The sequence below is a fragment of the Acinetobacter sp. ESBL14 genome, from assembly GCF_036668815.1.
GTDB lineage: Bacteria > Pseudomonadota > Gammaproteobacteria > Pseudomonadales > Moraxellaceae > Acinetobacter > Acinetobacter gyllenbergii.
Map to the genome: position 1 here is coordinate 44599 of NZ_JAZEVS010000001.1, position 26066 is coordinate 70664.

At 39.1% G+C, this 26066-nt stretch carries 31 protein-coding genes and 1 tRNA gene; 22 read left to right on the forward strand and 10 right to left on the reverse strand.

Going from position 1 to position 26066, the window contains the following annotated elements; genetic code table 11:
* Nucleotides 1-98: 98 nt before the first annotated feature.
* Complete coding sequence (locus V6E90_RS00265; RefSeq protein ID WP_332604170.1) at nucleotides 99-362, forward strand: ogr/Delta-like zinc finger family protein; 264 nt, start codon at nucleotides 99-101, stop codon at nucleotides 360-362.
* Nucleotides 352-597, forward strand: a complete 246-nt coding sequence (locus tag V6E90_RS00270) for a hypothetical protein (RefSeq protein WP_332604171.1) — start codon at nucleotides 352-354, stop codon at nucleotides 595-597. Before V6E90_RS00265 ends, V6E90_RS00270 begins: the two co-directional genes overlap by 11 nt.
* Before the next feature lie 249 nt (nucleotides 598-846).
* Here the strand turns inward: V6E90_RS00270 and V6E90_RS00275 are convergent, their stop codons facing one another.
* From V6E90_RS00275 to V6E90_RS00285, 3 genes are all read right to left on the reverse strand, one after another.
* Complete coding sequence (locus V6E90_RS00275) at nucleotides 847-1770, reverse strand: hypothetical protein (RefSeq protein WP_332604172.1); 924 nt, start codon at nucleotides 1768-1770, stop codon at nucleotides 847-849.
* 3 nt (nucleotides 1771-1773) lie between these two features.
* A complete protein-coding gene (locus tag V6E90_RS00280) occupies nucleotides 1774-2562 on the reverse strand; it encodes a hypothetical protein (protein ID WP_332604173.1) in 789 nt (262 codons plus the stop codon).
* Between the two features lie 77 nt (nucleotides 2563-2639).
* Nucleotides 2640-4133, reverse strand: coding sequence for a hypothetical protein (locus V6E90_RS00285; RefSeq protein ID WP_332604174.1), 1494 nt, complete (start codon nucleotides 4131-4133; stop codon nucleotides 2640-2642).
* 336 nt (nucleotides 4134-4469) lie between these two features.
* Between V6E90_RS00285 and V6E90_RS00290 the strand changes: the two genes are divergently transcribed.
* Both V6E90_RS00290 and V6E90_RS00295 read left to right on the forward strand, forming a co-directional pair.
* On the forward strand, nucleotides 4470-4643 hold the full coding sequence (locus V6E90_RS00290) for a hypothetical protein (protein ID WP_332604175.1): 174 nt from the start codon (nucleotides 4470-4472) through the stop codon (nucleotides 4641-4643).
* 3 nt (nucleotides 4644-4646) lie between these two features.
* A complete protein-coding gene (locus V6E90_RS00295; RefSeq protein WP_332604176.1) occupies nucleotides 4647-5198 on the forward strand; it encodes a hypothetical protein in 552 nt (183 codons plus the stop codon).
* A gap of 31 nt (nucleotides 5199-5229) precedes the next feature.
* On the opposite strand, the gene V6E90_RS00300 is transcribed toward V6E90_RS00295, so the two are convergent.
* Entirely contained in the window at nucleotides 5230-6081 is an 852-nt protein-coding gene (locus V6E90_RS00300; RefSeq protein ID WP_332604177.1) for a hypothetical protein, read from the reverse strand.
* 181 nt (nucleotides 6082-6262) lie between these two features.
* Nucleotides 6263-6613, reverse strand: a complete 351-nt coding sequence (locus V6E90_RS00305) for a hypothetical protein (protein WP_332604178.1) — start codon at nucleotides 6611-6613, stop codon at nucleotides 6263-6265.
* 84 nt (nucleotides 6614-6697) lie between these two features.
* Here V6E90_RS00305 and V6E90_RS00310 point away from each other — a divergent pair, with 84 nt between their 5' ends.
* From V6E90_RS00310 to V6E90_RS00390, 17 genes are all read left to right on the forward strand, one after another.
* Nucleotides 6698-6886 carry a hypothetical protein gene (locus V6E90_RS00310; RefSeq protein ID WP_332604179.1) on the forward strand — a complete coding sequence of 63 codons (189 nt, stop codon included), beginning with the start codon at nucleotides 6698-6700 and terminating at the stop codon, nucleotides 6884-6886.
* Between the two features lie 4 nt (nucleotides 6887-6890).
* Nucleotides 6891-7121: a hypothetical protein gene (locus tag V6E90_RS00315; protein WP_004804672.1), complete on the forward strand. Its 231-nt coding sequence runs from the start codon at nucleotides 6891-6893 to the stop codon at nucleotides 7119-7121.
* Nucleotides 7122-7123: 2 nt separating this feature from the next.
* Nucleotides 7124-7306, forward strand: a complete 183-nt coding sequence (locus tag V6E90_RS00320; protein WP_016660456.1) for a hypothetical protein — start codon at nucleotides 7124-7126, stop codon at nucleotides 7304-7306.
* A gap of 7 nt (nucleotides 7307-7313) precedes the next feature.
* Nucleotides 7314-10031 (forward strand): toprim domain-containing protein, encoded by a 2718-nt coding sequence (locus V6E90_RS00325; RefSeq protein WP_332604180.1) that lies wholly within the window; start codon nucleotides 7314-7316, stop codon nucleotides 10029-10031.
* A 23-nt stretch (nucleotides 10032-10054) separates the two neighbouring features.
* A complete protein-coding gene (locus V6E90_RS00330; protein ID WP_332604181.1) occupies nucleotides 10055-10669 on the forward strand; it encodes a hypothetical protein in 615 nt (204 codons plus the stop codon).
* Nucleotides 10670-10734: 65 nt separating this feature from the next.
* Nucleotides 10735-10890 carry a hypothetical protein gene (locus V6E90_RS00335; RefSeq protein ID WP_332604182.1) on the forward strand — a complete coding sequence of 52 codons (156 nt, stop codon included), beginning with the start codon at nucleotides 10735-10737 and terminating at the stop codon, nucleotides 10888-10890.
* Nucleotides 10883-11194, forward strand: a complete 312-nt coding sequence (locus V6E90_RS00340; RefSeq protein WP_332604183.1) for a hypothetical protein — start codon at nucleotides 10883-10885, stop codon at nucleotides 11192-11194. The genes V6E90_RS00335 and V6E90_RS00340 overlap by 8 nt, the downstream gene beginning before the upstream one ends.
* Entirely contained in the window at nucleotides 11191-11589 is a 399-nt protein-coding gene (locus tag V6E90_RS00345) for a hypothetical protein (protein ID WP_332604184.1), read from the forward strand. The genes V6E90_RS00340 and V6E90_RS00345 overlap by 4 nt, the downstream gene beginning before the upstream one ends.
* Complete coding sequence (locus tag V6E90_RS00350; RefSeq protein ID WP_332604185.1) at nucleotides 11586-11939, forward strand: single-stranded DNA-binding protein; 354 nt, start codon at nucleotides 11586-11588, stop codon at nucleotides 11937-11939. Before V6E90_RS00345 ends, V6E90_RS00350 begins: the two co-directional genes overlap by 4 nt.
* Before the next feature lie 29 nt (nucleotides 11940-11968).
* Nucleotides 11969-12148 (forward strand): hypothetical protein, encoded by a 180-nt coding sequence (locus tag V6E90_RS00355; protein WP_332604186.1) that lies wholly within the window; start codon nucleotides 11969-11971, stop codon nucleotides 12146-12148.
* 2 nt (nucleotides 12149-12150) lie between these two features.
* The gene (locus V6E90_RS00360) at nucleotides 12151-12873 is read left to right on the forward strand and encodes a 3'-5' exonuclease (RefSeq protein ID WP_332604187.1); all 723 of its coding nucleotides are present in this window, start codon (nucleotides 12151-12153) and stop codon (nucleotides 12871-12873) included.
* Nucleotides 12874-12953: 80 nt separating this feature from the next.
* The gene (locus V6E90_RS00365) at nucleotides 12954-14108 is read left to right on the forward strand and encodes a tyrosine-type recombinase/integrase (protein WP_332604188.1); all 1155 of its coding nucleotides are present in this window, start codon (nucleotides 12954-12956) and stop codon (nucleotides 14106-14108) included.
* Nucleotides 14109-14399: 291 nt separating this feature from the next.
* Nucleotides 14400-14476 (forward strand) — tRNA-Pro (locus tag V6E90_RS00370).
* Between the two features lie 363 nt (nucleotides 14477-14839).
* Entirely contained in the window at nucleotides 14840-15568 is a 729-nt protein-coding gene (locus V6E90_RS00375) for a DUF3865 domain-containing protein (protein WP_332604189.1), read from the forward strand.
* Entirely contained in the window at nucleotides 15555-16022 is a 468-nt protein-coding gene (locus tag V6E90_RS00380) for a DMT family transporter (protein ID WP_332604190.1), read from the forward strand. Before V6E90_RS00375 ends, V6E90_RS00380 begins: the two co-directional genes overlap by 14 nt.
* An 87-nt stretch (nucleotides 16023-16109) precedes the next feature.
* Nucleotides 16110-16745: a nuclease-related domain-containing protein gene (locus V6E90_RS00385; protein WP_065343583.1), complete on the forward strand. Its 636-nt coding sequence runs from the start codon at nucleotides 16110-16112 to the stop codon at nucleotides 16743-16745.
* A 177-nt stretch (nucleotides 16746-16922) separates the two neighbouring features.
* Nucleotides 16923-18527, forward strand: coding sequence for a GMC family oxidoreductase (locus tag V6E90_RS00390; protein ID WP_332604191.1), 1605 nt, complete (start codon nucleotides 16923-16925; stop codon nucleotides 18525-18527).
* 33 nt (nucleotides 18528-18560) lie between these two features.
* On the opposite strand, the gene ntrR is transcribed toward V6E90_RS00390, so the two are convergent.
* The 3 genes from ntrR to V6E90_RS00405 form a co-directional block, all read right to left on the reverse strand.
* The gene (gene ntrR, locus V6E90_RS00395; protein ID WP_332605053.1) at nucleotides 18561-19316 is read right to left on the reverse strand and encodes an ADPR responsive transcriptional repressor NtrR; all 756 of its coding nucleotides are present in this window, start codon (nucleotides 19314-19316) and stop codon (nucleotides 18561-18563) included.
* A gap of 197 nt (nucleotides 19317-19513) precedes the next feature.
* Nucleotides 19514-21001: a nicotinate phosphoribosyltransferase gene (locus V6E90_RS00400; RefSeq protein ID WP_332604192.1), complete on the reverse strand. Its 1488-nt coding sequence runs from the start codon at nucleotides 20999-21001 to the stop codon at nucleotides 19514-19516.
* Nucleotides 21002-21026: 25 nt separating this feature from the next.
* Nucleotides 21027-21905: a phosphoribosyltransferase family protein gene (locus V6E90_RS00405; RefSeq protein WP_332604193.1), complete on the reverse strand. Its 879-nt coding sequence runs from the start codon at nucleotides 21903-21905 to the stop codon at nucleotides 21027-21029.
* 355 nt (nucleotides 21906-22260) lie between these two features.
* Here V6E90_RS00405 and V6E90_RS00410 point away from each other — a divergent pair, with 355 nt between their 5' ends.
* Complete coding sequence (locus tag V6E90_RS00410; RefSeq protein ID WP_332604194.1) at nucleotides 22261-23436, forward strand: zinc-binding dehydrogenase; 1176 nt, start codon at nucleotides 22261-22263, stop codon at nucleotides 23434-23436.
* 71 nt (nucleotides 23437-23507) lie between these two features.
* On the opposite strand, the gene V6E90_RS00415 is transcribed toward V6E90_RS00410, so the two are convergent.
* Both V6E90_RS00415 and betA read right to left on the reverse strand, forming a co-directional pair.
* Nucleotides 23508-24290 carry a TorF family putative porin gene (locus V6E90_RS00415; protein ID WP_004655495.1) on the reverse strand — a complete coding sequence of 261 codons (783 nt, stop codon included), beginning with the start codon at nucleotides 24288-24290 and terminating at the stop codon, nucleotides 23508-23510.
* 65 nt (nucleotides 24291-24355) lie between these two features.
* Nucleotides 24356-26050: a choline dehydrogenase gene (gene betA / locus V6E90_RS00420; protein ID WP_016541615.1), complete on the reverse strand. Its 1695-nt coding sequence runs from the start codon at nucleotides 26048-26050 to the stop codon at nucleotides 24356-24358.
* Nucleotides 26051-26066 lie beyond the last annotated feature (16 nt).

A 26066-nucleotide genomic window follows, 5' to 3' on the forward strand; every position in this document is an offset into this window, starting at 1 on the left:
TCCAACAAAGTACGCTAATACTATTAAAAATTACTGGAAGGTACAAATATTTGTTCATATTTACTATAATGAACAAAATTACAACCATTGGGCAAAGCATGGCTTCAAAACGTCAATTCAAGTGTCCACATTGTGTTTCTGCTTTAGCGATACGGTCCAGTAGAGAAGAACATGCCATTTTGAAAACACTTTGGTTTCAATGTAGCAATGTGAACTGTGGTTTTACCTGTGGTGGGCATATTGAAATAACGCACACTATTTCTCCGAGTGCTATGCCAAATCCATCCATACACCTTCCCACCTTAAAAGAATTAATGGAGCTAAAAGCTGCCAATGATGAGGGGAGCGAAAATGCCAACTAAGACACTTAATGTTCAACTTTTCATAAATGATAGAAACGTCCTATCCAATTTTCCCGTGGATGAAATTGAAATCAATGTAAATGGTGGATACACGCACTGGAACAAATGGAAAGATCAAGCACAGGGCAATGGTTCATTTTTTATAGGTGTAGACCTATCAAGATTTGCAACATTGGCAAGAGATCAAGCAATTAATAGATCTATATTACCTGGTACGTTTATTTCTTCTTTTTGAGGACAGCATTTTGGATGATCCCCTTAAATTATTTGACCTCTTTTATCAGGATATTACTCCAGAAATGAATCCACCAGGCTTCCCTAAATATCGAAGTGAGATGATGCACTATTGGTGGCGGGAACGATTTTTGAATGCATTTCATGGGGGTCAAGAGCCAAACGGATTAAGAAGTTGGACTGAGGCTCCTCAAATGTGGCTAGCAGGGTATAAGCAAAGGACAGAATAAAAGCCGTTAAGCGGCTTTTTTTATTCAGAATATAATAAGCTGAATACTGATCTTCCATCACGATCATTCTTAATGAATGAATCAAAAATTTTGTGTTTAATCACTTTGTCCAAGAGTACATCATCTTCAATAGTTAAAAGGGAAATGATGTAAAGTTCTCTTGTACTAAAATCAGATATAAAAATAGATAATGCTAAATCTCTATCTTTATCATCAATACCTTCGAAGTTTTCAATAAAATTAATAATATATGAGAAATATTCATTATATTTTGAGCCTTTCAAATAACTATAAGAAAGAAGATATTGTGAACCATGAATCATTTCTTTTAATATTCTTACGATTTCATCTTTTTGATGAAAATCACTTCCGTAAGTTTTCTCAAAATTCTCATATGTTCTTATCGCTCCCAAATGTAATGCTTTAAAAGTACTTTCACTCTTAATATTCTCAAGTTGTGACGATGGACCAAAAACAGGCAATTTATCAGCTTCTTCGTAGTAAGTTTTTTTTCTATTAAATAGTGGAAAAAGTACATTAAAGAAATTCTGAACTTGAGCCTCTCGAATCTGTTTTTCTAAAAGTGTTGCTTGTTGTTCTGTTATCAAAGCTTGTTGTTCGGCTATATCATTACTTTTTTGAATTTCTAAATGTTGGTCCTGAACAGCTTTTCTTTGTAATTGTAATTCTTTCCTTTGAAGAATTAATGTGATGATAAGTGTTGCAAACGCTAGACCGCTAAATAAAGTATTCAGTGCTCCAAATGTATCACCAAAAGTACCAAAGTTGGGATCATCAGAGGCTTGTATGTTCCACTCTAACCATTTTGCTAAATGTGATAAAGCCCAAGGAAATAATAACCATATAATTACAATTCCAATGATAAATAATGCTATTTGCCATTTCTCTTTTTTATCTTGCTGAATTTGGTTGTTTTTATTCATCTTTTATCTAGCCACCTGATAACGACACATCGACTGGCCACAACGTGCATTTTTAATCACGGTACCATCTTCCAGATGCAGTTCATCTACCTTGCCACCTTTGGCAATATTTTCATAAAGCGCAATACCCGCTTGACCGCCTAACAATGCTCTGGTGATCCGTTGGCCATCTTCAAATACAGCAGTTGCTTTAATGGGATTTTTACTATCGTATTTCCAAGCAACATCGATATATTCTCGGCTCAAATCCAACTGCAAATAATTGGCTAGATCTTTACTGAAGTAATAACTTTGCATTTGCTCGCCATTTTGGTTTGTAGCGTCTTCCTGATCAGCGATTGTTTTGCCTACGGCTTTTAAAATGGCTTTATCGTCATGTAAACTCACCTTGGCCACAGCTTTTGTATAGTCAACCTTTGGCCATTCAAACTGTGGTCGATCTTCATCAGCCAATTTTTCATAATGTGCTTGAGCATTGGTTGCATTTTGCTTAGGGTCATCGGTCAGTTCAAACGGTGGCTTATTGTCTTCAGTTTTCTGGTCAATTTCAGCCTTAGGTGCATTAGTATTTTCTAATGATTCTTGAACACTTTTTTTGGTACCTTGTTCAACGGGGGGAGCAAATACACCAATCATAGCAAATGAAAAAAGACTGACAGCAACTCCATAAAGACTGATTTTGCCTCGACTTAATGGAGACTTTCCACGTACAGCAGTTAATGATGGATTGATCAATAAAACGATTGTTCCAATAGTTGAAGCCAAAAGCAGTAAAAAGAATAGAAGCGCCAAAAAATTCCCTCATTATTATAAAATAGTGAATCATTATATTGTCATAATGATTCACTATAAGAAAGTAGAATTAGACTTTAACCAGTTGTGCTTTCTGTTTTCGTGGAATTTACCTCTTCTTTCTTAGATGGAATTCTTTCAATCAGATTATTGACGATAGTTGTTATATTCGAAGATAAATCCACCTCATCGCCCTTACTTGCATACTTTCCATCATTTGCTTGGTTAAAATAGCTAGGAATAAGCCCTTTACGGATCTCTTTTTGTTCTTCTGGAGTCATACGCGCCATAAATGGTTCTAAAGCAGCTAGTTGTAAAAACGTTCTATGGTTCTCTTGATAACATTCATAATGTTTAGAGGCTTGTTTAGATAGGTATAATGCGAGAACAAAGAACATTAATGAAATTGATAGACGTGACACTAATAATAAATAGTTTGTTTCTACAACTTTTCCAACAGGTATCTGAGATTGTTCCCAAAATGCAAAAACAAAAACTGCAATTGTTGAAACGATTGCTGCGATAATTGACCAAGATGTATACTTTCTATAGTTCTTATACTCAATTTTTTCTTCATTAGCTTTTTCTTTATAATTTTTTGTCAACTCATAAATTCCAGCTTTTTCAACAAGTCCTAGAAGATCTGAGTGAGTGGTTTTTATCGCATTAATTTGATCATTAACTTCGTTAAATAATGTGTTGATATCTTCAGCTATATTTCCTTTAGCTACTTGAATCTCATTTTTAATCTTGTCATTTTCTGTTTTAATTATTTTTGAATATTCTAACTCAATGTTTTGAGTCCTTTCATTCAAATCAGCTAAGTTTTTTAATGCTGCATCAACTCCAGTAGTGAGCAAATCATGGCTTTTACCTAGTTTGTTACTATCTAATTTAATACTCTTATACTGATTTTCAAATTTTTTCGCTAAGTTTGCTACATCATTCTCAAACTTTTTTATAATCAAAGCAGTATCTTCTTTAAATCTAGTCTGATAACTACTATCAAAAATTTCTTTTTCTGTCCTTAATTCCTGCAACATTAGGCTTTTAATATTACTTAATACACGTAAAGATTCATCTAAAATTTGAGCTATTTCTTGGTTAATAGACTTCAAATTTTCAATAGTTTTTATAAGGAATGATTCAAGAGGTTTTAATACAAGGTTTTGTCCATCTTCACCTTTTAATTCTGGAGAAATTGTTAAACACAATTTTTTGAAATCTTCTACATGCGCTTCAGCTTTTTTAGCTAGATTGTAACAATAATTTGCATCCGTATTGTATTTTTCAAAATCAATATTTATAGAAGTTAATGAGTTATATTCAATGAACAAATTTTCAATACTATAAGTTAAGCCTCTAATCTTATTAGTAGTGTTGTTTATAAGCATTTTTTGATCTACTAAAATTTGTTTTGAATTTTTATTTTCTGTATTAATATCAAGATGCTCAGTTATTTGTTCTTCTAATTCATTATAAAAAAAAGTATAAGTTTTTTTATTGCTTAAATTAATATTTCTAATTTCTCCTAAATTTTGAATAAATTCATTTTTAATCGATTCGATCATTGCTAAAATCCTTTCCCCATAAAGTTTATTAAAAAAATAGTGAATCATTATATTGACATAGTGATTCACTATCGGCAACATGTAAAGACGCAGCAAAATCTGCGTACAGGCGTGGAAACCTGTCCAAACAACACGAAGAGCAGAAATCATCCGCTCAATAGCGGCTTTTTTTTGCCTAAAATGTCTGATCTGTTAGACTTCTATGGTAGATCGGGCAGGGCAGTCGAAAGGCTGGCCGTTTCTTCGTGTACGGTATTTCCACCCCTGTTCGGTCTACCTCCATTCCGTGGAAAGGATGGCGGTAGGTTTGCAAAGACTTACACGAAGGAATAAGTCATGAAAAAATCAATTCAAGCCATCGAGCACACACCGATCAATAACTGGCACGATTATCAACAACGCCAGAAGCAAAGAAAATTCGCCAAAATCCGTAAAAACTTTATTGATGGTTTTGCAGCCTTATGTACGGTTGTATTTACAGTTTCATTATTCTTTTTTGGAGGGCACTAATCCATGAATACAGAATTAATCCCATACGTGCCCATTGCCCCTCGCGTTCAATCAAAACATCGGAAGCTTGTCGGAATCTGCGTTTTGTTCTTTGAAATTGTAGACAGATCTGTATATTTATCTGTTAAAATCAACCACGTACATGACAAAGGATGCCTCGCAATTTGTCCAGATCAAATCAATGATCTAGCAGACGAGTTACAACTCAAACCAATCAATCTCCAAGAGTTAAAGAATGCTCTTGAGAATCTGATTTATCCCAAATTTTCTGGTGAAAAAATTATTCACAGCCCTATCTGGAACAATAAGGAGGTCACCGTATGGGAATTCCAATTAAATCAGATTGATAGGGTAGAGGAAATGAAAACGACTTATACAGATGCGTCACTTAATATTGATAGTTCACTTGGTGCTCTACGTGTTTGGAGAAAGTCGCTAGAAGCTTCCACTGGTGATAAAGATGTCATTTATAATAATAACGATTTAATCTTTCTGCTTCAGGATCTAGAACATAAACTGGAGAAGGTCCAGCAATATGTTGAAGATACCGAGTAAATAAAAAAAGCCTCCAAATTGGAGGCTTTTTTTATTCTATTTTCATGGCATTACGAAGGTCTATGCCTGTAAACACTGATTTATTAACGTCTACTGGTATGGCTTCCTTTCCTGTTATTGGAAAATTTATACTATTTTCAGCTTTAGATTGCCTAATAGGATCTGGAATATCCTCAACAAATGGAACGAGAGCTACTCCAACACGAGATCTATTTTTAGACATTTGTTGAGTTGAGTAAAATGACCCACCTACTTTCCAACCAGGTCCTGATACATCTAAATCAGATTTAACTCCTTGCATGACAGCATAAGAAGTATTGAGGATAGCAGCCGTCGAAATTACTTGTATTGATTTTAATTTCAATTCTTTTTGAAGGGCAAAGTTTTTTCTTACTTGTTTAGCTAAACTTTGAAATTTTTGCATATCAATATCACTGAGGCTAATATGACTTAAAGCACCCTGATAGAAACGATATTCAACTTTATAGTTACCTTGAAGTTGTGATTCTGCGAGTGGAATCCCAATACTTGCAGCAGATTTTGTATCGAGCAAATATGAATCATAATTATATTGGGATGGTTTTATAGCGGGTAATTTAGCTGTATCCTTTTTTATATAATTTCCATAAGGAAACAACAACGTATTGCCTTTATCATCTTCAGCAATAGCAACAAGTCTACCAGGTATATCGACTAACTGTTCGTCTTGAAAAATACTTTCTTCCAATAATATAAACCCTTTAAATGGATCAGCTAAATCACTTGGAATTAATTCACCTTGTTGATCTTTTTTAGGATTCGATGCTGAGTATCCAAACCAACCAGCATGCGCAGAAATGCTTCCAAATAGAAAGGTTAGTATGATGAGTTTTTTTAACTTCATTGTGTCTCACCTCGAGGTAATTGAATTTATTATTTGGGTGCGTAAGAGCCAAAATATATTGTAGTAATTTCTATCGTTGCACCTCAAATATAAACTAACTTTATAATAGAAAAAAATCAAATAGATATCGACAAAATAAAATAAAAAAAGCCTCCATTTTGGAGGCTTTTCTCATCCTTAATCATGTTTTTTCTATGTCCTTGGCATAGGCTTTGCTCAAACCTAAAAGGGCAAGCTGGCCGTCAGGAGACAGTTGTCTATACGCCTTTAATAACAAGCTTTCTTCACTGGTGAGACCAGCATAATCAGGATCAATGCCTAAGAGCACGTAGCGTATGTCCACACCATTCTTATGCAAATTATGTAAATACATCCATTGGTCAGGCACGTTTCCACGTACATACGCCCCTAAAGTATTGTCACTAGCACCGATTTCTCTTGATAGAGGTTTTGCTTTCAAATTCTTTTTTTCAAGCTCCTCTTTAAAACGTATCGCTATCTCCGCTTGAATAGTCGGGTCGATATCAGGCATAAAAATATTTCCTTTTTATGTTTAAAGGTAAAAATTCTGTGCTATAGTGATTCATAGCAAATCACTATGTTCTTAGGATAACGTATGAGCACAGAAAAAACACCTCCGTACCTTACCCGTGCCCCCAAGCTGGAAGAGCCTCGTAAGAGCGTCATTATCTATTTGCCCCTCAGTGAATATGACGAAATCACAGATTTAGCCAAAGCCACCAATCGCAGTAAATCAAGTATTGCTGGCGAACGCTACAACGCAGGCAAAGCACAAGAGGGTTAAACAGATGCACCATTTCAAACAAAAACGCGAACACCGATACAACGTCAACTTAAACGATGACGAGGCAAAGTTATTCGATTTACTGAACAAAATGACTGGCGAGCATACGGGGGTAATCATAAGAAACCTCGCGTTAAAGCAAGCACTTGCCTTATTAACCTCAGATGATTCGGTTGATTTTAGTCTAGATAACATCCTAAACAAAGGCACGCTTGAGCACCTCCAAGGGAGCTGAATATGCCGACAAATAAAACTGTAGCTCTCACAGAAAGAGAGAGGGTCATCATTGAAGAGGCCAGAGTTCAACTAGGACTCGAATCAATGGAAGAAACAATCGAATTTCTTTATCGCCAACGACTGAAAAACAAACTTTTTAGCCTCGCTGGACGTGAAATCGTCAAAAAGAAACGTAGCTTGTAGAAAAATTATGTATCCAGAAACGCAAACCTTAATTGTAGATCGGTTGTATAACGACTACGGTTTTAAAGTCAAAAACGGTAAATTACGTGGCGGTCGCTGCCCTGAATGCAATCACAAAGAGCGTTCGGCTTGGGCACATGCTGAAGCACCATGGGTCGTGTTCTGCCCACGTAAAGTTGAGTGCGGGAAAGAGATCTCTATACGAGATCTTTATCCCGACATTTTCGAAAAGTGGGAGAAACGTTTTAAACCCACTCAAGATGATCCCAACAAAACCGTGAATGCCTATCTAGTTGAAGGGCGTGGTTTTCCTCTGGAGAAACTTTCTGAGCTCACCTATTCACAGGAATACTATAGAAGCCCTGACCATGACCTTGGCTCTGTCACTTTACGTTTCCCAATTACCGATCAAGAGGGTAACGAGGGTTGGTGGCAACGTATTTTGGATGATCATGGAGTCCTTCAAAAAACCACAAACAAATATAAATGGGAATCTAAAACTCATGCTTGGATGACACCAAATACCAATTATATTGATTCAAAAGAGATTTGGATTACTGAAGGCATATTCGACACGATTGCACTCTGGCTTTCAGACATTACCAGTTTTTCTGCTTTAACAAGCAATAACTACCCCTCTATATTTCTTAATTTATTAGCCAGCAAATGTGATGGTTTAGGCAAACCTCGACCAAAACTGGTATGGGCGTTTGATAATGATCAAGCTGGCCATGATGGTATTTTTAAAAATTTAGCACTGGCTGCAGCAGATGGATGGGAGTGCGAAGTTGCATTACCACCTGGTGGACGTAAAAAGACAGATTGGAACGATCTCTATAAACAAAACCGCCTCACATTTGGCTATTTAGAAACCTATAAATATTACGGATCTTTGCTTGTAGCAGAGAAAGCTGTGGATAAAGGCATACTTATCTACAAGCACAAGGGGACTAAGTCCTTTCCTTTTGATTTCAATAATCAGGTTTATTGGTTCAAATTGGACATGGATAAATATGATGACTACATGAAGGGCATCAATTTTGAAGATAAAGACAATCAGGACTGGGCACAGGAAGAAAAAGACAAGGCAATAGAAGAACGTCGAGCAGCTGCCATACTTCATGCAGCTGAAGCGAAGTTAATCATGGATTGTCGACCACGTGGTTTGTATTACCAGTACATGGCTGAAATTGACGAAGCCGACTATTACTTCCAGATAGATTTCCCTCGCGGTGCAAAGACCATTAAAAATACCTTCAGCGCAGGGCACATCTCTTCAGCTTCAGAGTTTAAGAAACGTCTTTTACACATTGCACCAGGTAAATTTTACAAAGGGAATAGCAATCAACTTGATGCCTTTTTAGAGCGTGAGCTCACCGACATCAAGCGCGTTCAATTAATCAATTACATTGGCTACCATGCCGACCAGAAAGCCTATGTTTTAGGTGAATTAGCCTACCAATCAAGTAAGCAGTTCAAATTAAACAAAGAGGATTATTTTGAACTCCCAAACAAAACCAACTTAAAGTGTAAAGCTCCTTTTGCTTTAGAAATCAATCCGAAATTTACAGATTATAAAAATCAATGGATCACAGATTTTATCGATGCGTACAGCGTTAGGGGACTCATCACATTAACGGCATTTTTTGGCAGCCTATACGCCCAACAGATCCGCAAAATGCACAAATCCTTTCCATTCTTTGAAGTTGTCGGTGAACCGGGTACGGGTAAATCGACTCTACTTTTATTCTTATGGAAATTGTTTGGCCGTATCAAATACGAAGGTGTTGATCCCGTTAAATCGACCAAATCTGGCTTGATTCGTACCTTCAGACAAGTTTCTAATTTGCCAGTCGTACTGATCGAGTCAGAGCGTGAAAATGAGAAAGGGACAATCAAGCAGTTCGATTGGGATTCGCTAAAAACATTATTCGATGGTGGGTCGCTAGGCGCCCAAGGGATGAAAACGGGTGGTAATGAGACCTATGAACCGCCATTCATGGGCACAATCATTATCAGCCAGAATGCCGAGGTTGTTTCTACCACACCCATTATGGAACGTATTGTTCACACCAAGTTTTGGAAAAGCCAACTTACTAAAAACAGTTTATATGCATCACGCAGACTTGATAAATATGAGCCAGAGGATGTCAGCCAATTCATTCTGCAATGTTTATCAAAGGAAGCAGCAATATTAGAAGCCTACAAACTTGGCTTTGAAAAATACGATGCGATTTTGCACCAGGAACAAAACAACATTCGCAGTTCACGCGTGGTTCAAAACCACGCCCAATTTATGTCGTTATTCGATGCCCTTTGTAAGCATGTTTGTGAGGTTCCAATTGATATCCAAAAGCAAGTCCATGCCGAATTTATCTCAATGGCTCAGACACGGGACAAGGTGATCAAGTCCGATTCGATCATCGTTCAGAACTTCTGGAACACCATCGAAGAAATGGAAGATTCGATTAGAAAGGTTGAACACCATGACAGCGTGGTAAATCACTCAGCCAAAACTGACATTTTCGCAATCAATTTTGCCCATTTATACAAAGTCGCAGCGGATTATCGGTATTCACTGCCTGAAGTAAACGAATTGCAGACTGCGTTACGCCACAGTCTTCATTACCGCTTTGTCGAGGCCAACAAAGCCATTCAAAGCAAAATCACAAGTACTACCAAACGATGCTGGATCTTTGAAAAGCCAGTGTCATCACGGGACTAATCCCATTTTTAAGGAAAATCTCTATGTATAAGTTAAATATTTCAACTTCAGCATGTATGCAAGCTTCGTTGCCCATCTCAGCAGATGTTGGCCAGTTTCTAATAAGTCGATTGAATCAATTGGACAGGAAGACTATTCACCGCGATGACTTGTTAGAAAAAATTGGTTATCCAGTTGGCGTTGGCTCTAATTCAGGCTCTTTCTTACAGAGCGTTTATAACTTTGCTGATGCGATTCTGAAAGAATCAAATGCTCATCATTTCAAAGTTGAAATCGAAGCGATTCCAGCACATCCAAAAGTTGATTCAATTTTCTCAGAGGTATCGAATCTACCTGAACATGGTCGTTCAATCGTTGTGATCTTTAAAGATAAACAAGTTATGTCAGATGTTGAGTACTGCAATAAATGCAAAGAATGGCATACACCTAAAGGCAATTTAAAAGAAAGACATATTCATCAATGGGCATATACAGAGGATTTCTACAATTTATTAAATTTACCTGAATTCCCTAAAGCAAAATCTAACAACGGTGATAAAGCTGAAGACCTAGCAGATTCTTTGGCTCAGCTATTTTTACTTAAAGCTCTACTAGGTGCAGCGAAGTCTGGATCTGGAAGTTCACGTTCATTTTTCTAATTTTACAGGCACACATACAAAAGCGGCCACTTTTGTATGTGTCACACAATCACCGGAGAGCAATTATGCAAAACGATTCTACAGTACAAACCGAACAAGCGGAAATTCCTACACATTTACAGTGTGAACCACGTACATACGAAGTCATCTATGACAGGTTGAACCATTGCTCCCATATCGCAGTTTATTTTGCATCCATTTGTGAGGTGCTCAATGTCTAAATATCAATGTAAATGTGGTGGTCTTATCCTTCCAAACTTTGATTTATACAAGGTGGATGATGAAGTTAATTTCATGATCCAAAAAAGAAAGCGTATTGGTAATGGTGAAATCCTTGTCAACCAAACAGCCCACCAAGGAAGAATTACCAAAATTGATGGCGATGACATCACAGTTAAAGCTGCAGTACGTATTTATGTGCTGTCACGTTATGAAATAACTCCAAAAGATGCACCAGGACCAATCGAATATTTCCGCCTAGGTAAATGCCGATGTGAACTGGATCTTCAAGGAGAATCCGCATGAATATGGCAGTCTTAAATTTTATAAAGCAAGGTAGACCATCCAAAATAAAAAGCACCCATGGTACCTGGTGGGATTCAGAATTAATTGTTTTGGAAACGATGCTCGAGGAGCATAAATCAATTACTGAAATTGCAGATGTATTGGATTGTACAGTTAAACGAGTTCGCCAAAAGGTTGATTGGCTTAGAGTCAAGGGATTACCACCAACCAAAGGTGGTCGACCAAGACATGCATTTCGTCGTACTCGAGGCACTTGGTGGGACTGTGAAGTTGCTGTTTTAAAAGCCATGCTGCAGGAGAAATTCAAGGTTCCCTACATTTCTGAAGTACTGGATCGAGACACAAATTGTGTGCACACAAAAATCAAATATTTACAGATAAAGGGGGAGCTATGAGAGGCGTAAACAAAGTAATTTTGGTCGGCTCACTTGGAGCAAACCCACAGTCTAAAAACTTTCCGAATGGTGGCTCTTATACCCAATTCTCGATAGCAACTTCGGAACGCTGGCAAGACCAGCGTTCAGGGGAATGGCGTGAAAATACAGAGTGGCATCGTATCGTGGCTTATGGCCGTTTAGGTGAGATCGCAGTCCAATATCTTGCAAAAGGCGCAAAGGTATATATCGAAGGATCTCTTCATACACGCAAGTACACCGATGAAAAGCGAATAGAACGCTATGTGACTGAAGTAAAAGTAAGTCAGATGCAAATGCTCGATACTCAGCCGATCGCTAACCCAGTTTAAGGATAATAATGATGGATTTTCAAAATATAGTGATCGCACGTCAGGCGATCACGGACAAGCATGGTACCAATAAACCCCAATTAATCATCCAGAGTGAAATGGATTGTCCTGTGTGTACAACGGGCAAAATGCGTTATCAAATTAGTGCACACAATGGTCATATCGCTGCCGAATGTTCTACCAGTGACTGTGTAAGATGGATGGAATGATTATGAACTCAACTCAAGGTTTAATTTTCGACACTGAAACTCATAAACTACATGGCGACATCATTGAAGCTGCAGCTATGGAGGTTGGTTTTACTCCGTATTCAGATTTTCCAATCGTTCCTAAAATGTTTGAGTTTTCTAAGCGATACAAGCCAAGTGAACCTATTTCAATATCGGCAATGGCCATACATCACATTGTTGATGAAGATCTTATCAAATGTCCATCATTTACTAAGTTCCGTTTGCCCAAAGATGATATTGAATATCTGATTGGCCACAATGTTGATTATGATATTGATGCTGTAAATCGAGCTGGATGTGACACAACGAACATCAAACGTATTTGCACACTGGCTATGGCTAGATATCTTTGGCCACATTTTGAATCTCATAGTTTAACTGCTTTATCTTACCAGTTAAGTAGTGATCGTAAGGCCACAAGACGAGGTTTGAGAGGGGCACATTCAGCAATGAATGATTGCAAAACAACATATTCTCTCTTATTGCATATTGTTAGGCAAAAGCAGATAAAATCAATGGAGGAGCTTTATCAATTTTCTGAAATTGCCAGAACTCCAACCCATATTTTTTATGGCAAATATAAGGGTTATGCAATTTCCGATTTACCTGATCAAGCCCTCGATGACCTCATAGAAACATCAGATGGCTTCCTATTAAGTTCATTGCGTACCGAATCTTTCAGACGGAGTGAGCTCCCTTTCTAAACCTATAAAACACCTCAAATGCGCCTCCGAATGAGGCGCATTTTTTTTAAAATAAGTTTATGTAATTTTTAGGAAATATTATGGCAGCGGGTATCGAGTGTCGTGGTAATAGTTTACGAATGTGGATTCTCAATAAAGGTGAAAAAATTAATGAACCTTTAGAATGGCCAGCGACTCCAGAACACAAAGAACGAGCCAAGCAATGGGCTGAATTGATCACCCTAGAGATGAAAATGGGAAAGTTTGAGCTATCAAGGCATTTCCCTAATTCAAAAAATTTAAAGGAAAACCAGATCTCCTACTATGCAAAAATTTACTTAGATGACATTAAAAAGGAAGTGGCTCCAAGTACTTATGCATCGTATGAAGGGCATGTAAAAAACCACATAAACCCCAAATGGGGCAAATTACATCCCGAAGAAATTGAGACTAAACAGGTAAAAAAGTGGATTAAGCAGCTGAAGGAAACGCACAGCAGTAAAACGATCCGTGAAATTATCACGAGATTCTCTCAAGTCCATGCTGTATGGCGTGATGAGAATAAAGTGGCATTTGATCCATTCCAAAATATCACCATTCACCAGGCGGATACTCCAGAGCCAGATCCATTCACGAAAGCTGAAATAAATCGATTGCTTCAGACAGAAACAGATCTCGATATCGAAAACCTCTTACCATGCCTTTTCTGGACTGGCCTTTCCATGTCGGAACAGATCCCAATCGCATGGGAGGATATCAATTTGGAGAAAGGTACAATTCAAATAAACCGGTCTTATGTTCGTGGTGTATATCGAGTCACTAAAAATCGTCGACGTAAACGTGAAATTAAGCTGTTAGAGCCAGCTTTAGATGCATTGAAGGAGCAATATCACTTTTCAGGAAATGCACGAACACAGGTGATTGAAGTACTTCAGCGTGATAACCATAGCTATAAAGAGGAACGTTTAAGATTTGTCTGGCTCAATCGTGAACGGTCGACACATTTTGAGTATCACGAATTACGCTATCGATGGGGCAAACACCTCAAAAAAGCAAAAGTACGAAAAAGGGGAATCAACCAAGGTCGGCATACATTTGCGAGCCAATTATTATCTAGTGGCCAAGTTCCCCCGGAGTGGATTGCGGAGCAGCTAGGGCATGCAGATACATCTATGATCTATAAGCATTATGGCAAATTGATTGCTGAAGATATGCCAGACTATTTATCCAAAATTAACCAATATATTCAGCAGTAATAACCAATATAGTGATTCACTAAATAATTACTCTGAAAAGTAAACAATAAGTACCTGAATTGTTTAGGTACTTTTTTTTTATTACTCCATTACTCGGCTAAACATAGCATTCCATACAGCCACAATAACCCTTCAATTTTTTGCGATCGTTGTCCTGGTGCAATGGACATACCAAGGCTTACATATTCCCATATTTGCCCATTTTAAGACCTCTTAATTCCTAATTTATTGTTATATATTGAATTAATTTTAATTTGTGTGGGGTTCGAATCCCGTCATTCACCCCAATTTCGGAGCATAGCACAGCCTGGTAGTGCACCTGGTTTGGGACCAGGGGGTCGTAGGTTCGAATCCTACTGCTCCGACCATCATCTTAAAAGATGAGATAAAATACCGCTAAGTTAGCGGTTTTTTTACGTCTGGATTTTTTTGTTGAATTAGATTTATGGGACATTGAAAGATTTATGTTTTCTAAATAATTTTTTATATAAATCATCGATATTTAAATATAATAATATTATTAAAAATTAATAATTTTTTAAATTAATTATAATTTTTATTGTTTTTTATTTTAATTTTTTGATAATTATTTCGCATTTTTTTGCTTTATTTTCCTATTTTGTTTGTTTGGAAATATTTTGAGATTCTTTATTTTTATCGATTTTAAATAAATATGATAATTATTTGTATGATTCTTATTTTTGCCTAAAGTAATATTAATGGGGATTGTTATGGAATATGTAGATTTAAAATCATTTGCTGTAAAAGTAGCTACTAATGAATGTTTGTTACATTGGGAACTGAATAGTGAGAGTTATACATATCTTCAGTTCAGTTTATTAGTGAATAATTTAAGACATTGGTTGGCACCCACAGCTCATAGATTAGATATTGGATGTAAGATATTGAAAGGAGTTAAGAAAGAAAAAGGAAGTTATATAAATATAAAACAGATTATTGAGGCTTTTGAGCAAAATATTGCTGAAGAAAAAGGTCTTGATACTGGGCAATCACATGCTTTTTTATTTATTAAGTCAGTAGAAGCGTATAGTCAAACAATATTCAAGAAAAGGCCTATATATGAAAAGGGGTTGCCAGCAACTGTGAGGTTGAAAGCTAAATCTGAGCTATTATTTGGTGAAAATTTATATGTTATGCTAGGGGCAGCACTAGCTCAAGAAATACATGCTTTACCTCAATTAGAATTATTGATAAGTGGTGCAGAAAAGAATAGATCTAAATTTACAGATGAGCGCTGGAATGATGTGGCATATTTTTATGATATCCATTTGGATGGAACAGAAGAGAGGCATGCTGAAGATTTAAATAGAACAATTTGGAGTATTATTGATACTGATAAGAAACGAGAAGAGTTTTTGAAAGGTTTTTATGAGTTTTTAGATTTGCTAGAGCAATTCTGGGATGAGTTATATAGAGAGGTTCGCAATGCAAAACCTTAGTTATGTCTTTATTAGCATATTGGGAGGTGTGATCGTTCCACTACAGCTCGCAATGGTAAATACTTTTCGAAATACAAGTGGTGCTTCTCAAATCCAATCAACTTTTGTGCTTTATGTTGGTGGAGCAATTGCATCACTAATCATTGCATTAATCGTTGATGGTACGATTAAACCTCCGTTATACCAACAAGCCTCATGGTGGATGTGGTTTCCTGGTTTTCTTGGTTCTATTTATATTCTTTGTATGTTTCTTGCAGCTCCTCAAATAGGAGCAACAAATACATTGTTATGGGTTTTCTTAGGACAAATGCTCTTTGCAACGATTATTGATAGTACTGGACTTCTAGGAATGCAAATTAGAAAAATAGATGGATTAAAGCTGTTAGGTCTGTTTTTTATCCTTATGGGCGGTTTGATTCTAATTTATAATGAATATAAAAATATAAATAATTAAGTGAATGTTGATAAAATATATTCTAAAATTTTAGATCTTATTTTTTTGTTCTTAATAAATTAAATTTAAAATTACTGGGGAAGGAATATGCTTTTATACTTTATATTTTTCATTATTATTCTTTCTATTATCACTTATTTGAAATCACCATATTTTAAGGGAAGAATCGGAGAGCTGATGGTTAAGGCTCACGTAGAAAAGGGGTTAGGAGAGGAGTACATGTTATTAAACAACGTGACGATCCCTGATGGCGAGCAAGGTACAACTCAAATTGATCATATTTTAATAAGTCCTTATGGGGTTTTTATTATAGAAACGAAGAACTATACGGGGTGGATTTTTGGTAGTGTTCGACAGAAGCAATGGACGCAAAAAATCTATAAGAAAAGCTATAAATTTCAAAATCCTTTACATCAAAACTATAAACATAGCAAAGTGCTAGAGATAGTGCTAAATGACGTGTTAGATCCACAATATTTGCACTCGGTTATTGTTTTTACGCCTCGTAGTGAGTTTAAAACAGAAATGCCTGAAAATGTGTTTCGAGGTAAGACTTGGTTGAAATATGTGAAAAGTTTCAATGAGGAGGTGATCAGCCCCATGAAACAGAAAAGAATTCGCTCTCGTATTGAGAAAGAAGTATTGGAACCATCGTGGAAAACAGATCGTCAACATGTTGAGTATCTGAAACAGAAAAAATTAGAGAAAGAATCCATCCAGTAGTTTTGCAATTGGCTCTCTTTTTACAGCAACGTGACTGCTTGATTTGACTATTGCGCTTTTATTGCGTTGCAGTTAAGTTACTTTTATTGATATGAATTGGTTAGACAACAACAGTATTTAAATGCCAAGTTCGGCATAATGCGTCCACTTTTTAAAAAGAAAAAACAGAGTATAGCGATGACAGAAACAGCTTTTGATTTTGTAATTATAGGTGGTGGTTCAGCAGGTTCGGTACTGGCTGGTCGATTATCTGAAAATCCAAATATTTCGGTATGTTTATTAGAAGCTGGTGGTGATGGCAACAGTTGGTTGGTGAATACACCTTCAGCAGCAGTGATCAGTATTCCAACCAAGATTAATAACTGGGCTTTAGAAACCATTCCACAAAAAGGGCTGAATGGACGTAGAGGCTATCAACCTCGTGGAAAATGCTTAGGTGGCAGTTCTGCCATCAATGCAATGGTGTATATCCGTGGGCATCGTAGTGACTATGACCATTGGGCTGCTTTAGGCAATACGGGATGGTCTTATGACGATGTTTTGCCATATTTTATAAAATCAGAGCATAACGAGCGTATTCGTAATGAATATCATGGTCAACACGGACCATTAAATGTCAGTGAATTGCGTTCGGACAATCCGTATCAGAAAACCTTTGTTGAAGCTGCGAAGCAGGTCAATTATCCACTCAATGATGACTTCAATGGTGCAGAACAAGAAGGACTCGGTGTTTATCAGGTTACACAAAAAAATGGTGAACGCTGGAGCGCAGCGCGTGGTTATCTGTTTCCTTATTTAGGTAAACGCCCGAATCTACATGTGATTACCAAAGCTTTGGTGTCAAAAATTGTGATTGAAAATGGTCGTGCTGTTGGGGTCGAATATAAACACAATGGACAAAGCACGATTGTTCGTGCCAATAAAGAAGTGCTCTTATCTGCGGGTGCATTCCAATCTCCACAAGTCTTGATGTTGTCGGGGATTGGTCCACGCCAAGAACTAGAAAAACACGGTATCCCTGTAATTAAAGATTTGGCGGGTGTGGGTGAAAACCTGCATGATCATCCTGACTTTATTTTTGCTTATAAGACCAAGCAAATGGAAGGAACTTTTGGGGTGTCGGTTGGGGGAAGTGTTGATTTAGTCAAACAGATTGGGCGTTATCGTAAAGAGCGTCGTGGTTTAATCACCACCAATTATGCTGAATGTGGTGGTTTCTTAAAAAGTCGTCCTGAATTGGATAAGCCGAATCTACAGTTGCATTTTGTGATTGCGGTGGTGGATAACCATGCTCGAACCATGCATATGGGACATGGAATTTCATGCCATGTTTGCTTGTTGAATCCGCGTGCGCGGGGTTCAGTCAAACTCAGTGGTAAAAATGTCGATGATCCATTATTAATTGACTTTAAATTCCTTGAGGATGAGCAAGATCTGCAAGATATGGTTGATGGTTTTAAAGTCACGCAAAAGTTAATGAATGCACCCGCTTTAAGTGAAAAAATTAAAGAAGATATGTTTACAGCCAATGTGCAGTCTGATGATGAAATTCGTGAGATTTTACGGCACCGTGTCGACACGGTGTATCACCCTGTTGGTAGTTGTAAAATGGGTGTGGATGAGATGGCGGTGGTCGATCCTGAGCTAAAAGTGTATGGCATTGCAGGATTACGCGTGGTGGATGCGTCGATTATGCCAACCGTGGTCAATGGCAATACCAATGCACCTGCAATTATGATTGCTGAAAAAGCGGTGGATTTGATTCGTCAAACTTGGAAGTAAGTTCTAAGTTATTGAAGAGCTAAGCTATTTGCCTTAGCTCTTTTCATTTTCAGTGCTGTTGCGTGGCGTTTCCAGCATACGCGGAAAAGTAAAATGATAATCTTGCAGTGCATAGCGGAACAATTGAGCAGGGCGCTTGCCGACAATTTTTTGCTGTCCCGTTTCTTCAACGGCACCTGCTTCTTGCATACGCCGTCTAAATGATTTTTTTTCTAATCTATGACCTAAAATAACTTCATAAATCGTCTGTAATTCAGTTAGGGTAAATAACTCAGGCATCAGGCTGGCGGGTAAGGCGGTATAGCGGGTTTTATTGCCAAGACGTTCAAATGCCAGTTGTAGTAGCTGTTGGTGATCAAAGGCTAAATCTAGTTGTAATGCTTGATCGATCGGAAGCCATTGACGATGTTCGGTGGTGCTGCTTGTTTGAATTTCAAATTGGTCAAAATCAATCAGGGCAAAATATAAAGCGGTAATGGACCAACCACGTGGATCACGATGTTGATTGCCAATGGTTTCGACTTGTTCTAGATAAGGGGAGTGAATCCCTGTTTTTTCAAGCAGTTTACGGTGTGCTGTTGCCATTAAATCGGGATCGGTTTTTAAATCGACAAAACCACCCGGTAGCGCCCATTTGCCTTTTTCGGGAAAGTTGGAGCGTTGAATCATTAAGACTTGTAATTGACCTTTTGCTACAGAAAAAATTGCCATATCGACCGTAAACAGAGGCGTGTCATAGTCTGTTTTTTGATAGTGGGCAAGGTATTCCTGTTCGGAGGTATAGGTCATTTGGCGTTGTCTCATGGATGAGTGAATCAAGTATAAAGGTTTTTTATAGATTTGAATGAGCTGATGGTACATCCTGAGCGAAGTTCAAAGTCATACTTTGAACTTCGTGCAAGACAGTTAAAGAGGCAGCATCCATGCCGTCTATCAATGTAGCGTAGATGAATTTCAAATTTGAAATGAGTGATCTAGATATCGCTTTAGACCAATCTCTCCCGAATTTGATCAAGTGAGCATTCTCTTAACAATTGACCATTTTCAAATACCGTTTGCAGTGCGCCCATTTTCTCCTGTTCAAAGCTTTGTTGATCAAAGAGCTCAAAACCATGTTCAGTTTGTTCAACCCGTAACAAGCCTTTGGCTGACTTTTTAACACCTGAATCCGTTACAGGGTCTTTAAACAGTTCACGACCGACACCGTTAACCTGACCCCAAGTGGCTTTGACTGCAAAACCAAAGCTATCACGAGTCAAATAGTTATAAGTATAGCTGCCGATTCCAAAGACCAGATTATTTGAAGCAAAGCCTTTGGCCTCCAAACCTTTTAAGATATTTTGGGCACGTTCTAGGGTAATCGAGTCACCATAAATCAAGCCAACTCGTTCATTCAATACCTTATAGCCTTGAGCGGTTTCTGTGCCGCCGAAAATTTCCCATAAACATTGCACTGCACCTTTATAAGCGGGACTATCTCGCTCTGCATCAGGATCGCCACAGATAATTTTCACAGGATCACCTGAGTCAGGGCGAAACACCACTTTGGCGAGTCCGAGGGCATTCGGTTGGCGTTTTAAAATCTCTGCTTTTAATTCCACGCTAAACTCGGTAATCACACGCCAGAAATCCCAAGTATCTGAAACGATACTGACTACACCGGCAGGATAAAGCTCACAGATCAGACGTCTAAAGGTCTCGATTTCACTTTCTTCACTGCCCATACACATCACACTGTGTTCTGTTGCAGGTACTGAAACGCCTACGACACCTGTTGCGTTGTAATATTCTTCTGCATAATCAATAGAAGCAACTGAATCTGTCCCAATAAAACTGGTTAAGTGACCCACACCCGATTGGGCAGCATCATAGATCCCACTCATCCCTCGGCTACTAAAATCATGGCCTTGAACAGCAACAAAGTCTAAAGCTGCACCTGTTTTTTCTGCATATTGGGTCAACAAGCGTTTATATTCATAGGCAATGCTGGCTGTAGTACAGCTTTTCCATAGCTCGGCACTGAGCACGGTTTCGATGTAGTTGGTTAGCCAAAAGAAATTCGGGTCAGTATTGATAATAGTCAATACAGGTACTTTGATATTGACGCGGCTACCTTCTGGCAAGGCTTTAATTTTTAATGGTAAATAGCCGAGATCGTGTAAAGCTTCGATGTGCTCGACAGGCACTGCACCTTCACCTAAAGAATTGTCCATACGGCGTTTATAGGCTGCGACTACTTTGGCTTTAGGTTGATTGAAGAAGCCTTCATTCCAGGTTTCAATCAAAAAGTGTTTGATAAAGCCTTGTAGGCCAAAGAACACTATCTTGTCATCAAAATCCGGCAGCATTTTGGCTAAACGTGATGAACGCGGGGTAAAGTTGGCATAGACGTATTCAGTTCCCACTGGATACTGGCGACGGTGGTCGGCTTTATAGAAATCAATTGCATTGAGTGGGTTAATTTTAATACTCATTTTTATTGGCCTCGTGCTTTAAATCTTAGTTTTGAAAATTGATAATGTTGAGTTTGCTTGCTTCTGTTTGTGGCAGGCTATTGCTGGTAAAGACCTGATCGACCAAGCCATCAAATACCGCGATACCTTTGCTAAAAATGCCATGCGTGACATATAAAATAATGTTTTGGCAGTTTAGGCTGCGTAATTGTTTGGCAATACCAATAAAGGTTGCACCACCGTCACAAATATCATCGGTGATCACGGCTGTTTTTCCTGTCAAATCAGGGCTATCCACCGCCGTTGTTCTAATTTTTCCAGTGCTTGGATCACGTTTCTTTTCACAGTGAATCACTTCAATGGCCTGTTGGCGTTGCGGATTAATACCGTTTGCAATCGCTTGGGTGCGCTGTATTGCGCCTGCATCAGGACAGATCAATACGCTATTGTCGGCGCTTAAAATCTGCATCAATGCTGGGCTTTGCTGGATAATCTCAATCGGCTCAATATTGATCACTTGTTGGAAGCGGGTATTTTTACGTAGCAGCTCAAGGGTCACTGGGCTATGACAATCCCACACCACAATTTTCTGGCGTTGCCCTGCAAACTTTTCGCTATTGCTATTTAATAACTTGGTCATTAAATCCAATGAGAAGGCCTGACCTTGTGCACAGATACGGTCTTGACGTGCATAGGGAAAATAAGGGATTTCTACCGAAAGGTGAGTGTCTTGTTGCAACAACACATTTTCTAATAGCAGATAATCCATCACATCTGCACTGTTCTGTAGTGAGGCTTTGATCTGAGTGTCAGCTGTTAATTGGTTTAATAATTCAGGTTGCAGTTGAATATGACGCTCACCACCTGAAAACTGCAAAAACTCGATGGGAACATTCGCTTGAGCTGTCATAAGTTGAATCGTCATTTTTAATTTCTCTTTTATAGTGGCTTAAAGCCAGTAAATATATATTGGCATAATGACACTATTAAATGCAAGGTTTAAATTTGATCGTTTTAATAAAAATCGGGCAACAATTGAGAAAAATAGACTCATCTATTTGAAGTTAAAAGAGAATAATTTTTAATCTTTTTTCAATCAATCGAGCTATCCTAAAATACATCATTTGCTGACTTTATTGCTTCGATATATTGATATTTCGGTCATAGTTTTTGACAATTATCCTTGTCAGGATTGAGTCATGTGTTGTTTGCTTGGCACAGCAACGGGTTAAAGTGCTGAAGGTGAACAATGGGAATAAAACAAAAAAGGAAAGCATTCTATGAAATCTCTGGTTTGTCATAACGCTGAGCTGAAACTGGAAGACAGTGTTCAATTGGTCCCTGCTAAAGGACAAGTCCTGCTTGAAGTGGTGCGTTGCGGTATCTGTGGTTCGGATTTACATATGCAACATCACTGTGATCATATGCATGATTTGGCAGCACGCGTCGGCTTTAATGGGGTGGCAAAATCCTCAGATAAATTGGTTTTCGGGCATGAGTTCTGTGGCAAAGTCTTGGATTATGGTCCAAAAACACGACGTAAATTAAAAGCAGATACGTTGGTTTGCGCCATGCCCTTGTTAAATGTTGATCCGCAAGGCTATGTTCCTACAGGCTTGTCACCGAGTGCTTCCGGTGGTTATGCAGAGCAAGTCTTGGTGCAATCCAGTCTGATGTTTGAAGTGCCGAATGGTCTAGATGCGGACAGTGCAGCATTGACTGAGCCAATGGCTGTTGCACTGCATGCAGTACGTCGTAGTCGAATCAAGAAAAATGAGCCAGCGATTGTAATTGGTTGTGGCCCTGTCGGTTTGGGCGTGATTATTATGCTCAAGGCCGCAGGCGTTAAAACCGTGGTTGCCAGTGATTTTTCACCGAACCGCCGTCGCTTGGCTGAGCAATGTGGTGCAGATATCTTGATTGACCCTAAACAACAGTCTCCATTTAGCAGTTGGAAAGAACTGGGTTTATTGGGCAATGTCTCTGAAGCGATTAATATGGGGATGGGGCTTTTTGACAAGGTTCAAACTTACTCATTACCGTGGGTCAATGCCATGCGCGTGGGGGATAAACTTGGAATATTGCCAAAGCGTCCAGTGATTTTTGAGTGCGTCGGTGTGGCTGGAATTATGCAGCAGATTTTGGAAGGTGCACCACTGTTCTCACGTATTGTGGGGGTGGGCGTGTGTATGCAAAGTGATAAAATCGAACCTGCCTTGGCGATTAATAAGGAATTGGAAATCCAATATGTATTGGGTTATACGCCGCTTGAATTCCGTGACACGCTGCATATGATTGCAGAAGGTAAAGTCGATTGTTCACCATTGATCACAGGTGTGGTCGGTTTGGAAGGGGTGGGCAATGCCTTTGAGGCGCTGCGCGATCCAGAGCAACATGCCAAGATTCTGATTGATCCAAAACGTGCAGGTACAACGATTGAACTGATCAAGCCTTAATATCCAAGATTTTAAAAGCCGCTTTCAATGAAGCGGCTTTTTTTATGCCAGAAGACTTGATTCAGCTTGGATTAGAAGCTTTTGGTCAGTGACAAAGTTACGGTTGAATCAATTGGATTGGAGACTTTGGCGTTGGGATTGCCATTGCTGTATTGCTGATAAAAACCGTCTTTATCCCATGCTTTGCTATAGGTCAAACTGCTGGAAAGGTTATAGGGTAGCTCTTTGTTGACGGCAAAACTGGCATCTTGGAAGCTGGCAGCAGAAAAGTTTTTAATGCGTTGGTTGCCATAATGGGCATCGACTGACCAACCTTGTGTAATCGGTTGATGCCAATTGACATCCAAATACCCCGAGCCACGTGAATGCTTATTGTTGCCGACGCCTAAGGTATCCGAATTATTGCCGAAATAATCTTGGGTATAGGTAATCGCATATTTCACGCTGAGCGGGCCGTAACTGATTTCAGGAATAATTTCCCCATAATCAAAACGGGTATTGCCTGTATCCGCAGTGGTTTTTGCCCCAGGATAATAGTAATAGGCGACTTTAGTGCCGACGGTTAAATCACCAAAACTGCGGCTATAGCCAGTATATACATCCCATTCGACTGAAGCATCGCGAATAAAATGATCGCTTACGGTCGATGCCCATGTACCCGCATAAAAACCGCTGGCATGATTGTAGTCCAGTCCCCCTTGCAAGGCAGGTTTGCCCCAAGTTTGTTGAAAACCGCGTGAAACGTATTGGCTGGCCGCAGTAATATTGGCTGAGTAGGGGGAAGTGGTTTCAGTGGCGTGGGTGCTTTGAAAATAAAAAGCCAAAGGTGCAATTAAGAATAAAGTTTTTTTCATCATTTCTCCCTGAATGAAGTGGAACCCGAAGCTGAGCTTCGGGTATCCCCTGAGGAATATCTTCCTTATAGTATTGGACGTAACGGCGCTTGACGTACAGGTGCTGTACCCGCTTTGTAATAAGCCGCTTCAGAACGAGGGAGTTTTTTGCCACGGATTTGATCGGCAATTTTTTCTGCGATCATAATGGTGGTGGCATTTAAGTTGCCGGTAATGATTAGTGGCATGATGGAAGCATCGACCACACGTAAGCCTTGTACGCCATGCACTCGACCTTGGCCATCGACCACCGCCATGTCATCTTCGCCCATCTTACAGCTACATGATGGGTGGAACGCCGTTTCTGCATGGCTACGTACGAACTCATCCAGTTCTGCATCGGTCTGGATATGTTTACCTGGACTGATTTCTTCACCACGATACGGATCAAGCGCAGGCTGTGCCATGATTTCACGGGTGATACGGATTGCATCACGGAATTCACGCCAGTCCTGTTCTGTTGACATGTAGTTGAACAGAATACTTGGATGTTCAAACGGATCTTTGGATTTGAGCTTGATCCGACCACGCGAAGGCGAGCGCATTGAACCGACATGGGCTTGGAAGCCATGCTCTTTTACTGCATTACTGCCGTTGTAGTTAATCGCAACAGGTAAGAAATGATACTGGATATTCGGCCAGTCGAACTCTTCCGAACTGCGGATAAAGCCACCCGCTTCGAACTGATTGCTTGCGCCCACACCTGTGCCATTGAATAACCATTCAGCGCCAATGGCAGGCTGGTTATACCATTGCAGTGCAGGGTAGAGTGATACAGGTTGCGTGCATTGATATTGCAAATACATTTCCAAGTGGTCTTGCAGGTTCTCACCGACACCCGGCAGGTCATGTACCACATCAATATCCATCGATTTCAGGAAGGTACTTTCACCTACACCTGAGCGTTGCAAGATTTGTGGTGAGGCAATTGCTCCTGCACAGAGCAATACTTCACGTTTGGCTTGTGCCTGTTTCATATTGGCTTGGTCAGCACCAATAATATATTCCACACCGACTGCCTGTTTTTGATTAAACAAGATTTTATTGGTGGTGGCATGCGTGACGATGGTTAAATTCGGACGACCTTTGGCCATATCCAAATAACCACGCGCGGTACTTGAACGACGACCTTTTGGGGTCACGGTACGATCCATTGGGCCGAAACCTTCTTGTTGATAACCATTTAAGTCATCGGTACGTGGATAACCTGCCTGTACGCCTGCTTCAACCATGGCATGGAACAGCACATTATTGCCATTTTTAGGGGTTGCCACGGATACAGGACCTTTGTCGCCATGATAGTCATTGCCGCCAATATCACGGGTTTCGGCTTTTTTATAGTAAGGTAAGCAGTCGGCGTAGCTCCAGTCTTCCAAACCTTTCATGCTTGCCCACTGATCCAAATCCATGGCATTACCACGGATATAGCACATGCCGTTAATCAGTGAAGAACCACCGAGGCCCTTACCACGACCACATTCCATACGGCGATTGTTCATGTGGGGTTCAGGATCGGTTTCATAGGCCCAGTTATAGCGACGACCTTGTAAAGGAAAGGCCAAAGCGGCTGGCATTTGAGTACGGAAATCTAAACGGTAGTCTGGACCACCAGCTTCCAAAAGTAAAACAGTCACGTCTTTATCTTCAGTCAGACGTGTTGCGAGCACATTTCCGGCAGATCCTGCGCCAATGATAATGTAGTCATATGCTTGAGTATTCATCGTTATCCCTTTTTCT